This is a genomic window from Flavicella sediminum, from assembly GCF_006381105.1.
In the GTDB taxonomy this organism is placed as follows: domain Bacteria; phylum Bacteroidota; class Bacteroidia; order Flavobacteriales; family Flavobacteriaceae; genus Flavicella; species Flavicella sediminum.
Genome location: NZ_VDET01000021.1, coordinates 22032 through 34305, shown reverse-complemented (window position 1 = coordinate 34305; position 12274 = coordinate 22032). Strand labels below are relative to the sequence as shown.

6 protein-coding genes are annotated in these 12274 nt (G+C 33.9%); 3 read left to right on the top strand and 3 right to left on the bottom strand.

Going from position 1 to position 12274, the window contains the following annotated elements; genetic code table 11:
• Positions 1–15: 15 nt before the first annotated feature.
• Genes FGM02_RS15700 through FGM02_RS15690 form a run of 3 tightly spaced genes read right to left on the bottom strand, consistent with a single transcriptional unit; the run spans position 16 to position 4403 of the window.
• Positions 16–1956, bottom strand: coding sequence for a sulfatase (locus FGM02_RS15700; RefSeq protein ID WP_139959451.1), 1941 nt, complete (start codon positions 1954–1956; stop codon positions 16–18).
• Between the two features lie 30 nt (positions 1957–1986).
• Positions 1987–3213, bottom strand: a complete 1227-nt coding sequence (locus tag FGM02_RS15695) for a putative glycoside hydrolase (RefSeq protein ID WP_139959450.1) — start codon at positions 3211–3213, stop codon at positions 1987–1989.
• A gap of 14 nt (positions 3214–3227) precedes the next feature.
• The gene (locus FGM02_RS15690) at positions 3228–4403 is read right to left on the bottom strand and encodes a putative glycoside hydrolase (RefSeq protein ID WP_166461202.1); all 1176 of its coding nucleotides are present in this window, start codon (positions 4401–4403) and stop codon (positions 3228–3230) included.
• A gap of 396 nt (positions 4404–4799) precedes the next feature.
• Here FGM02_RS15690 and FGM02_RS15685 point away from each other — a divergent pair, with 396 nt between their 5' ends.
• The 3 genes from FGM02_RS15685 to FGM02_RS15675 all read left to right on the top strand — a co-directional run bounded on the left by FGM02_RS15685 (position 4800) and on the right by FGM02_RS15675 (position 11694).
• A complete protein-coding gene (locus FGM02_RS15685) occupies positions 4800–7949 on the top strand; it encodes a SusC/RagA family TonB-linked outer membrane protein (protein WP_139959448.1) in 3150 nt (1049 codons plus the stop codon).
• Positions 7950–7972: 23 nt separating this feature from the next.
• Positions 7973–9631, top strand: a complete 1659-nt coding sequence (locus FGM02_RS15680) for a RagB/SusD family nutrient uptake outer membrane protein (protein ID WP_139959447.1) — start codon at positions 7973–7975, stop codon at positions 9629–9631.
• A gap of 257 nt (positions 9632–9888) precedes the next feature.
• On the top strand, positions 9889–11694 hold the full coding sequence (locus tag FGM02_RS15675; RefSeq protein WP_139959446.1) for an alpha-L-fucosidase: 1806 nt from the start codon (positions 9889–9891) through the stop codon (positions 11692–11694).
• The last annotated feature ends 580 nt before the right edge of the window (positions 11695–12274 follow it).

Sequence of the window (12274 nt, the reverse complement as noted above, 5' to 3'; positions counted from 1 at the left end):
TTTATACGCTATTTTCTATTGTTTGTTTTTCTTTTTGTTTTTCCTGTTCTTCTTCACCTTTTTGATTGGTGTATTGGCTACATCTACTTGATGAAATTCACTTTTAACCATAAATCTATTTTCATCAATTAAAATAACACCATATTCAATAATGTCTTTAGGAACCGTAAATGTATATTCTAAATTATTTTTGCTAACCTCTAAAGGTGCTTTTATAAAGGTTGTAGAATGCTTTCCTTTTCTACTTCCTTTGTTTGCAATTTTTATCAAAGCATAACTTTCTAGTACTTTAGATTTTCCTTTTTCTAAGGTAACAACAACTTTACGAGTTCCTGCATCGAAAGTATCATTGCTAATAACAGGAATAGCAGCTACATTTTCTAAAGCTTTTCCTCCTTTAGGTGTTGTAGTACTTTTATATGGGTATTTAGCATCATTATCCTTTAAGTATTTTTCTAATCTTGTAGACAAGTCTTTTACTACTTTAGGATTTTGTTTAGCTATATCGAATTTTTCTTCTAAATCTGCTCTTTTTCCGTCTTTATACAATCTGTATAATTCATAATTACCTTTGATATGGTTTTTATACAATTTATAATCGCCACTTCTTATAGCAGATTGCATTTGAGTATCTGAATTATGAGGAAAATGCCACCATAAATCTTCTCTTGTTTCTCCATTGTTATTTTTTACAACACTTTCATTATCAAACAAAACATTAGAGATATTTAATCCATCTAAATTTGAACTATATTTAGCAGGTATTTTGCTATTTGTAATATTTAAAAGGGTTGGAAAAAAGTCTAATTGATTGATCAATACATCTTTTGTTTCTCCTTTTGGAATATTTGGACCAGCAATAACCATTGGCACTCTAATTCCACCTTCTTGCGCATATTTTTTACCTTCATCTAAAGGAAAGTTATCGGTAACAATGTCTCCATTTGCTTTTTCTACCCCTCCGTTATCAGAAGAAAAAATAATATAGGTAGTTTCATATAATTTTTTTCCAGGATTTCTTGGGTCGTCTGTTTTCTTTAACAAATCTACCACACGTCCTAAACTCCAATCTAAAGTAGTTACCATAGATCCATAAAAAGGGTTTGTTTGTCCGCCAGTTTTAATAGGGATGTTTTTTGTAGGAAAATCGATTCCTAATTTATCACAATAATATTGTAACAATTCTTTGTTTTTGGTATGAATAGGAGCATGTACCAACCAATGTGCTAAATATAAAAAGAAAGGTTCGTCTTTACTTTTGGTAATAAATTCAAGTGCTTTTTCAGTAACCATATCTTTAGGATACGAAATTCCATTAGGAGCATTTTTAGTAAAAGGAGCATATTTTTCATCACTCAATTGATAGGGATCACTTTTTTGATGTGTTGCAAATTCAGTTAAACGAGTAACGGGTTTCTTTGGCCCTTGATGCGCACCTCTAGATTCATAAGCAAAATCAAAACCTTGATTGGTTGATTTTTGAATCTCAAGACCTCCAACATGCCATTTACCAACATGCCCCGTTTTATAACCATTCATTTTTAAAGCTTCAGCAATCGTAAAGTTTTCCGGCATCAATCCTATTGGAAAAAAAGGTGCCATATAATTTGAACGACCTGCAGGTACCGGGAGACTTCCTCCACTTACATGTGTAATCCCTGTTTTTGTTGGATGCAAACCAGAAAGCACTGCAGCTCTTGAAGGAGCACAAGTAGGTGCTGGTGAATACCCATTGGTAAAATTTAAACCCTCTTCAGCTAATTTAGAAATATTGGGGGTCTCCCAAGGACTTGGTTCATCTAAGTTATTTAACTGAGTGTCTTGCCAACCCAAATCATCTGCATAAAAAATGATGATATTTGGCTGTATGTTGTTGCTTTTTTTCTGTCCCTGTACTGGCATAGAAAAAAGAGAAACTGCTAAAATTCCTATCAAAAAACTATTTCTTTTTTTCATTTTTATTATTGTTTTTGTTTTACTTCTTTTTTATTTCCAAGCTAATATTGCTGTTTTGTTTTCTATATCTAAAGTTACATCTACATATTCAAAAGACCTAGTATAAACATAGCCTTCCTTTTTTGCATAGCCTTTTGGTGCTCCTAACCTTTTTTGGTATTGTGTAAATGTTTTTAACCAAGTAGCAGAGGTTAAACTATTGTAACCATCATGGGGGTAAACATAACTGTGTTTTTCTGCACACACCAAAAAGATCGCCAATAAATAATCCAAACGAGCACTTAAATCCTCGTCGAGTTCTACAGATTCTCGCTCATCATCAATTCCTACATTGGCACCTTCTAATGCTTCTCCTAAGCCTAAAGACATGGCAATTACTTCACCTTCTCTTGCCGATTTTTGTACAGCTTCTATCCCTTTAGCCAAATATTCAGCATAAGTCATTCCAAAATTTGCATTGTCAAAACCTTCTAAATAGGAACCGTCAAAATAATTTAAAAACTCTCTACCAGAATCTGTAAACTCTGGTCGAACCCTCAAAATATTTGCGATTAAAAGATTGTCTTCACCTATTTGCGTATTCAAATCTTCCATCATGTTAAAATACCCTGCTTCTATTTCCTGCTGTTTTTCTTCACCAACTCTACCATTAAAAAAACCTTCTACCAATACTTTAATGTTGGCATCCATAAAAACTCCATCAATAAAAGGACTTTCTGAAATTTTACGCACATGCTCTAACCAATAGTCACGAATATATTTTTGAGAAATATCAAAAAAACCAGTCGTACCATTTGGCATGAATACTTTTTCTCCATCACTGTTTGTTAATAAAGCTTCCGGATGCGCTTCTAAAAACTCTTCATCTTCTTCATAATTCCCCCAGTTGATCACTACATTTTTGTAGTAGAGTATGGTTGCTTTTGAATTGATGGCTTTGATTGCCTTAGCTGCTTCAATGCTTCCTTTTTCATTAGATCCATAAGTTTCATAACCTGTACTTTTTTCTAAGGTGATCAATGGAAATTCAGCTAAAAATTCAATCTCATCATTTGTAAAGGCCGATTTTTTACGCACATGCATATACAAGGGCATGGTATCCCATGAAAATTCTGGCAAATTTGGGTTTGCAATTTCTTCTACCGGTTCTTCTTTTGACGCCTCAATCGTTTCTGTTGTTTCGCTAGCTGTTTTTTGACAAGCAGTTACTGCTAATAGAACCGATGTGAAAAAAGAAAATAAATAGTTAAAGCTCATGGTTTTATTCCGGTTTATTTCCAATTTAATTTTGCCGTTTTCTTTTGAATATCCAAAACAACATCTAAATGCTCAAAAGATCGGGTATACACATATCCTTCTTTTTTAGCAAAACCTTTTGGTGCCCCTAATTTTTTCTCGTATTGTGGAAATGTTTTTAACCACACTGCAGATTTGGTAATTCCATATCCGTCATGTGGATAAATATAACTGTGTTTTTCTGCACAAACCAAAAAGATGGCCAAGATATAGTCCAAACGTTTCGTTAAATCGTCATTCGCATTTACTTTTTGCCTTACATCATCTATACCAGCTACCGCATTTTTAGATGCTTTTCCTATTCCCATAGACATGGCAATTACTTTTCCTTCTCTTGCTGATTTTTGAACTGCCTCAATTCCTTTTGCTAAATAATCCTCGTAGGTCATTCCAAAGCTTTCATGTTCAAATCCTTCTATATATGAGCCTGAAAAAAACTTTAAATAAGTTCTACCAGCGTCTTTAAATTCAGGACGAACTCTTAAAATATTTGCAATTAACAAATTGTCTTTTCCCAATCTTTGGTCTAATTCTTTCATCATCGTCAAATAGCCAGCTTCAACTGCCGCTTGTTTTTCTTTTCCTACACGAGCGCTAAAAAAACCTGGAACCAATACTTTGATATTCGCATCCATAAACAAACCATCAATTTCTTGATTATTCGCCATTTTTGTAACATGATCTAACCAATACCTACGAACATTTTCTTGCGACAAATCAAAGAAGCCTGTTTTGTTATTTGGCATTAAAGCTTTTTTCCCATTCGCATCTCTCAAAATTGCTTCTGGGTGTTTTTTTAAGAAAGCTTCATCTTCACCATAACCACTCCAATTAATAACCACATTTTTATAATACAATATTTTTGTATCAGGGTTTATATTTTTCACTGCCGCAGCTGCTTTTAGAGTTCCTTTTTCTGTAGAGCCATAACTTGTACTTCCAGTCGTTTTTTCAAAGGTAATTAAAGGGTGTTTTGCTATAAATTTAATTTCTTCTTTTGAAAAAGCAGTCGCCTTGCGCAAATGCATATACAAGGGCATGGTGTCCCAAGAAAATTCTGGTAAATTAGTGTGTTCTTCTTTATTTTGAGCTATCATAGGATTTGCGAAAAATAAAGCAACAAGCAAACAGGTGATTATAGAATTTTTCATGACCGACATTCTTTTAAAATTATTTTAAATCTAACAACGGGTTGCATAAGTATCTTAAAAAAAATTAACACTAACTTCATCAAACACTAATGTTAAAGTATTTTCTAACTACTTGGCAATAACTATTTTTTTATAGGATAAAATTACACAACCATTCAAAATAACGCTTTCTCGAATTCATCATAATCATGCTCAAATTGACTAATAAAGAGCTTCCTTAAAAATTACTTAAATTGAAATAATTTCAATCCCTATACTTACTTTCAAAACTCTAAGCCCACGAAAAGCCTAGCGTTTTGGTATATTGCACAAAATGAGCAAACTTATGGTTATTTAAAGAAAGTCTGTTTTTAAGCATCTATCTAAATTAGCCTAAACTAATTTTAACAAATAAATATGAAAAAAATTTTAACCATTTTCCTTCTAGTGTTTAGCACTGGGGTTTTTTCACAAGAAAAAAACATAACTGGAAGCGTAAAAGATGAAACAGGTGAGCCCCTATTAGGAGTGACTGTTTTAATTAAAGGAGTTGCAAGAGGAACCGTAACAGATTTTGACGGTTATTACTCTTTGAAAGCAAAAACAGGAGATGTTTTGGTGTTTTCTTTTATAGGAATGGAAACTAAAGAAATGACTGTAGGTGATTCAACTATTCTGAATGCCGTTATTACTAGAGCTAGTAATGAACTTGAAGAAGTCGTTGTTATTGGATATGGTACGGTTAAGAAAAGTGATTTAACAGGTTCTGTATCTTCAATAAAAGCAGAAGAGCTTACGAAAATTGGAGGAATCGGAATCGAACAAGCCTTGTCGGGTAGAGCATCTGGGGTGGTTGTAACTCAAGCTTCTGGAGCGCCTGGTTCTGCAGCATCTATTGTTGTTAGGGGACTTAGTTCTTTAACAAGCAGTGAACCTTTATATGTAATTGACGGAGTTCCTATGGACAACACAGCCGCTGCTGGTTTAGGAGATCAAGATTTAGAGAGTTCTAGTATCAGTCCATTATCAATGATCAATCCTGCAGACATTCAATCTATTGAAGTTTTGAAGGATGCATCATCAACCGCTGTTTATGGATCGAGAGGGGCAAATGGAGTTGTTTTAATTACTACAAAAACTGGAAAAGTAGGAAAAGGAGTTATTCGTATTGATCATGATTATTCTGTTATAGAAGTACCTAATTTAATCAACTTATTAGATGCTAATGAATATACAATTATCAACAACGAATCGAAATTTCATGCGAACGGTACCGTTGGTAATTCAACTCAATTAGATTCTGCTCGTTTGGGTTTATTAGAATCTACAAATTGGCAAAAAACAATTATTGGAACTGGAATGTCTTCTAACACCAATATTAATTTTAGTGGTGGTGACAAGAACTTAAACTATTTAATTTCAACCAATATTTTAAGTGCTGAAGGAGTTGTACAAAGTACCGATTTAGATAGAATAACGACCCGAGTTAATTTAAAAGCTGCTGTTTCAGAAAAATTAAGTGTTAGTACATCTATTAATTATGCGCATGTTACCTCTAACCAAAAAGCTGTGAACACAGGAGACAATGACGGGAAAGGTGCTACAAGTGCAATTAAAAGAGCCTTTAATGCCAAACCTTATGAAAAATTTATAGAAAATGAAGATGATGATGACCCTGAATTTCTTGATGGGTACTCGCCGCTAACTTCACTATTAGCAAATGAATACAGCAATTTATTGACACAATTAGTAGGTAGCATGAAGCTAGATTACAAATTCAATAAAAATTTCACGTTTAAAACAGCATTGAGTCATCAAAACAAAAACACCGCCAAACGCTATTACCAAAATGATGTCTTAGGTCGTTTTTCTGAAGGAGGAAGAGCTAAAACTTCTGACACAAGAAATACACGTTCTACAATTACAAATACGATAAACTATAGAGGTAAATTTGGAAAACATTCCGTTACGGCTTTTATAGGTCAGTCCTTAGAGTCTACAGAATCTGAAGCCGTTTTTGTTTCCAACTTTGGTTTTCCAAATGACTTATTATCTTTTTATGCTCCGGAAACAGCTACTTTTAACGACCCTGACCGTGTAAGTTACACCAAGACCGCTTTATCTTCTTGGTTTGGTAGAATTTCATACAACTACAAAAGTAAAATATTAGCCACCTTAACAGGTAGATATGAAGGTTCTTCAAAATTTTCTGCAAACAACAAATGGGCATTTTTCCCAGCTGCTGCCATTGCCTATAAAATTTCTAAAGAAAGCTTTATGGAAGACATTGATTTTATAAACGAGTTAAAAATTCGTACCAGTTATGGTTTTTCTGGAAATCAAGGAATTTCTGCTTACCAATCTTTAGATCAGTATGAAGCAGGAATTACAGGTTTTAACGAAGCATTAACTACCTACTATAGTCCAAGTCAATTAACAAACGAAAACCTTACTTGGGAAACAACAAGTCAGTTAAATTTTGCTATCGATTACGGAATATTAAAAAACAGAGTTACAGGTAGTTTTGAATATTATTTTAAAGAAACAAATGATATTTTATTTGCAGACAACGCCATTGCTATTCAATCTGGCTTTAGTACCTACACTGAAAATTTTGGACAATTGCAAACCGAAGGATTTGAAATGGATGTTAAAGCCCATATTATAAATAATAAGAAATTTTCTTGGACCGTAAATGCTAATTTAGGTACTGGAAAAACTGTGATCACCCAGATGGGATCCGATTATATACAAAGTGGTTGGGATCCTGGTTACATTCCTGGAGGAACACAGCGTTTAATTATTGGAGAAGAAGTAGGTGCTTTTTACGGATACCAAACTACAGGAATTGCACAGTTTGATGATTTTGTAGAATTTCAAGGTTTAACTAATCAAGAACAAATTGATTTATACAATGCAGATCCTACTCGCGGTGATTATACCTTTGTAAATGGATTTAACGGAGGCGTACCTGCTACCGCTGATAGAAGCAGACCTGGAGATCAGTTGTATGAAGATTTGGATGGAAGTGGAGATTTCAATGAAGCTGACAGACAAGTAATTGGACGTGCACAACCAGATGTTTCCTTTGGAATTAACAATTCGTTTACTTTTGGAAACGTAGATCTTTCCTTCTTTATTGACTCTCAAATAGGAAAAGATATTGCTGCCATTCAAAACATGAGATTATTTGAATTTGCGGATAGACAAGCCTTGGCAATTGTTATGGAAAGATGGACTCCAGAAAACCCTAGTGCAGTTTATCCAAGAGTTAGTACTGAAAACAGACAAAGCATCTTTAGTTCAAGATATATAGAAGATGGTTCTTTTGTTCGTTTACAAAACATTACTGTTGGATATTCATTTCCGAAATCTACAGTTGAAAAAATGAATCTATCCTCATTTAGAATCTATGCTTCAGCTTCTAACTTATATACTTGGACCAAATATACAGGATACTCTCCTGATGTTTCTATTAGAGGTTCTGCAACAAGAGCAATAGGTCATGATAAAGGAGCTTATCCTTTAGCAAGAATACTAAGAGTCGGAGTAAAATTAAAGTTTTAGTAACTATTTATAAGATATAGATTATGAAAAAAAATATAAAAAATATAGTAATTATTCTATTCATTTCGCTTGGACTTGTTTCTTGTAGTGATTTTTTAGATGAAGAACCACCAACATTTATTGCTGCTGAAAATTTTTACAAAACTCCTGAAGATGCTAGAAATGCAGTAGATGGTGTGTATGAAAGAATGGCCAATGTTTTTGGTAGACGATGGATGTGTATTGATTTATACACAGATGATGTTGTGAGTAAAAAAGGAAGTAATGTTTGGACCATTCCAATGGCTAAGCATAATATCACACCTTCGTTTGAATTATTTGACGACAATCATGATGTGTATTTTGATTGGTGGATTGGAATTGGAAGAGCAAACAATGTTATTAAAAATGCCTCTGCCATGGATATTGATGAAGCGATCATCAATCTCATTGTTGGAGAAGCAAGAGCACTTAGAGCTTTTTATTATTACAACTTAGTCAGAGCTTATGGAGATATGCCAATCATTACAAATGCAGCCAACTGGGAAATTCCTAGGTCAGATGTAAATGCTATTTATGACCAAATTATTATTCCTGACTTGCTTTTTGCAGGAGAACACTGTTCTGACGGATTGCATGATGGACATATTACTAAATGGACCGCTAAACTTATTTTGTCAGAAGTTTATTTAACAAGAGCTGGAAAAAGACGTACTTCAACAGGTGAATTTGTATTTGGAGAAGCTTCTAATTATGCTTTGGCTAGAGACATGGCTAAAGATGTAATAGACAATTCACCACATTCATTAAATCTTGAAGCCTCAACAACAGCACCTGCATATGGAGTTGCTTGGGATAAAAACAACTCATTTTCTAAAGAATCTATGTTAGAAATATCCTATCTTCCAATAACTGATATTGGAAACTGGATGACACGTGAAGGAAGAGCTGCTAGTAATGGAAAAGATTATTGGGGAAGAGCTACTGATGTTCCTGTTTTACTTGATAAAGATGGCAATGATACCGGAAATACAGCTACTGTAGATGATTTAAAATTTCCTAGAACGAACAATGCAGGTATTTTCTTACCAACCCCTCATTTATACGATGAATTTGAAGATGGTGACGAAAGAAGAGATTTTAATATCTTAACAAGATATGACGTTCCTAATGGAGCAACATACCTCACGCAACCAATGTTTAGAAAATTTGTTGATACGGATGTATTGACTTTGGTTGAAGGATCTGATTTTAGATATGCAGACAACAATACAGTCTTATACCGATTTGCAGATGCTTTATTGATTTTTGCAGAAGCACAAAATGAAGCTGACGGAGCACCAAGTGACGAAGCCTATAACGCTGTGAACAGAATTAGAAACAGAGCAGGCTTGGCCGATTTAACTCCAGCCTTATCTCAAGAAGATTTTAGATTGGCTATTTGGAAAGAAAGAAGATGTGAATTTGCAGGTGAATACAAACGTAAATTCGATTTGATTCGTACAGACAGACTTACAACCTCAACGGAAGACATAAATATTGTTTGGGAAGCAGAACAAGGTTCTGTTAGAACTTTAAAAGCAGCATCAGCTGATTTTACAGGTAAAATATTATGGCCCGACAATGAATGGTTATGGCCAATACCCCAAGCACAGTTAGAAATTAACTTAAACTATGGTTGGAAACAAAACGAAGGTTACTAATTTGTAATTGTTGCAATTTAAATCCCCCTGACTTTTCATTTATGCAAAGCAGGGGGATTTTAGTTTATCCACCATTTTAAGCAATAAAAACACAAATAGCCCACTGTTTTAAGTACAAAACACTATTTGAGCAATAGAATGAAAGAACAGAGAAAGTCATTTTCTAGCATCTACAGTTACTTTTGTAGTGTATTAGCTTTTCAATAAAAAGAAAATATAATTTTTACGATTGATAGGGAAATTAAAAAATTTAAGAGATGATTTTAAAAAATAGAAACAAATACGTATTGTTAGTTTTAGCGGTTTTATGTATTTCAAACCTAAGCTTTTCTCAAGACAAGAAAGAGAAAGGAATGGAAGAAATGTGGGGTGAAACCAGCGTTTCAATAGATGCCTTAAAAAATGGAAAAGGAAAATTCTTTGACGAAAGCAATTTTGGTATGTTTATCCATTGGGGTTTATTTTCCAATTTAGGTGGCGTATGGAATGATAAAACATATTATGGTATTGGCGAATGGATTATGAATCCTAGAATGGCAGGTATTCCTGTTGCCGATTATAAAAAAATTGCCAATGATTTTAACCCAACAGAATTTGATGCAAAAAAAATAGCACAATTGGCAAAAGATGCCGGAATGAAATACATTGTTATTACAAGTAAGCATCATGAAGGTTTTGCCATGTTTGACTCAAAAGTAAGTGATTTCGACATTGTAGATGCTAGTCCATTTGGAAGAGACCCGATGCATGAATTATCAAATGCTTGTCATGAACTTGGACTTGGATTTGGTTTTTACTATTCACACAATCAAGACTGGACAACTCCTGGAGGAGCTAGAGGGCCAAAAACAGATGCCAATGGTAAAGAAGCTACTTTTAAAGACTATTTCTATAACAAATGTAAACCCCAGGTTAAAGAAATTTGTACAAACTATGGTCAAATAGATTTTGTATGGTTTGATACCCCTGGTGATATGAAAAAAGAATACGTCGTAGAATTAGCGGCTATGGTCAGAGAATTACAACCTAAGGCAATGATGTGTAGTAGAGTTGGTTACGGATTAGGAGATTATGCCAGTGTAGGTGATATGGAGGTTCCAACCAAACGAATTAATGGTTTATGGGAAACCTGTGATACCAATAACGATTCTTGGTCGTATGCTTGGTACGACAATAATTTTAAGAGTCCTAAAGTCATTTTATCAAGATTGGTAGAAACTGTGGCACGTGGAGGTTCTTACTTATTTAATGTAGGGCCAAACAATTTAGGTACAGTTCCTGAAATTGGTGCTGAATTTTTAAGAGAGACTGGAAAATGGTTGAAACGTTACCCACAAGTTGTTTATGATGCTGATCCTTCTCCTTGGGAATACAAATTACCTTGGGGTGATGTAACAACGAAAGACAATGCTATGTTTTTAGCGGTTTCAGATTGGCCTACGGATGGAAAATTATACGTACCTGGTGTAAAGACAAAAATTAAATCGGCAAAAATTTTAAATCCAGAAGGGAAAAGTGTGAAAATTAAATTCACACAAACTAAAGATAATTGGGTTGTTTTTGACGTACCATTTAAAGCACCAGAAAAACTTATTTCTATTATTGAGTTGACCAGTAAAACTAAAGTAGCAGTTGATGACAAAGAATTAGGAATTTACCCAAATAGAGAAACTGAATTAATTACTGAATTTGGAAACGTTAGCAATGCGGAGCAAAAGAACATCCGTTGGATGGAAAAGTTTGGAGAATGGAAACATGCCAATCAAGTTGGTAATTGGGAAAAAAATGGTCAGGTTACTTGGGATGTAAATGTTCAAAAAGCTGGATATTACTATGTAAATCTTTGTTATGCTGGTGAAGACAGATTGGTATGGAAAATTGAAACAGATGAAGACATTCGTATTCAAAATCAACAAGCTGCAACGGCAAAATACGTTGATTACAAAATGGGGATTTTAGAGTTTAAAAAACCTGGAAAACATAGCATTTCTGTTTCTTTAGTGGAAGGAAATCCTAAATCATCTAGCTTAAAATCGATTGTTTTAGTTCCTGTAAATCATTAAATAAAAAATATCGTTCCAACTAAAAGTTGCCACTTGTTTTTGATTTGTTTCCATACATATGGTTCCTTTAAAAAACAGCCCAATATTTAGTTGGAACAAAATTTCACTTAAATAAAAAAACTGGAAGGTGTTTATTAGCCCCTCTCTAAAGCTTATAAAAAAATAATATTATATCCACACCTTAGAACGCTACTACCCCTGCGTAACTTAGTATAACGGCACGTTATTTTTGAACGACTAGCATTTATTTTTTCCCTAAAATCATTTATCGCTACTCAGAATAAAATATTTGTGTCGTTACACTTTTCCCCCCTCCTATATACAACTATACGGGTACAATAAACTCCTTGCCACATCAAGCTATACTTTGTGTAAGACTATATAGAGCATTCTCCAATAGCCTTTTTCAATAAGACCAATTACTTAACGTATATTCCTCTTATCCAATAGATATTTACCTTGTAAATACACGCTAACCAATACCTGAAGCCTTAAGTTAAAACACATTCAGACATGACTCCATTTGCGATATTCAACAATTGCATTCATTGGTAGCTATACAATCAGTTTCGTTACTAAG

Excerpts from the sequence above, each read along its gene's own strand:
- FGM02_RS15700 (WP_139959451.1), bottom strand. The coding sequence starts at position 1,956 with ATGAAAAAAAGAAATAGTTTTTTGATAGGAATTTTAGCAGTTTCTCTT.
- FGM02_RS15695 (WP_139959450.1), bottom strand. The coding sequence starts at position 3,213 with ATGAGCTTTAACTATTTATTTTCTTTTTTCACATCGGTTCTATTAGCA.
- FGM02_RS15690 (WP_166461202.1), bottom strand. The coding sequence starts at position 4,403 with ATGAAAAATTCTATAATCACCTGTTTGCTTGTTGCTTTATTTTTCGCA.
- FGM02_RS15685 (WP_139959448.1), top strand. The coding sequence starts at position 4,800 with ATGAAAAAAATTTTAACCATTTTCCTTCTAGTGTTTAGCACTGGGGTT.
- FGM02_RS15680 (WP_139959447.1), top strand. The coding sequence starts at position 7,973 with ATGAAAAAAAATATAAAAAATATAGTAATTATTCTATTCATTTCGCTT.
- FGM02_RS15675 (WP_139959446.1), top strand. The coding sequence starts at position 9,889 with ATGATTTTAAAAAATAGAAACAAATACGTATTGTTAGTTTTAGCGGTT.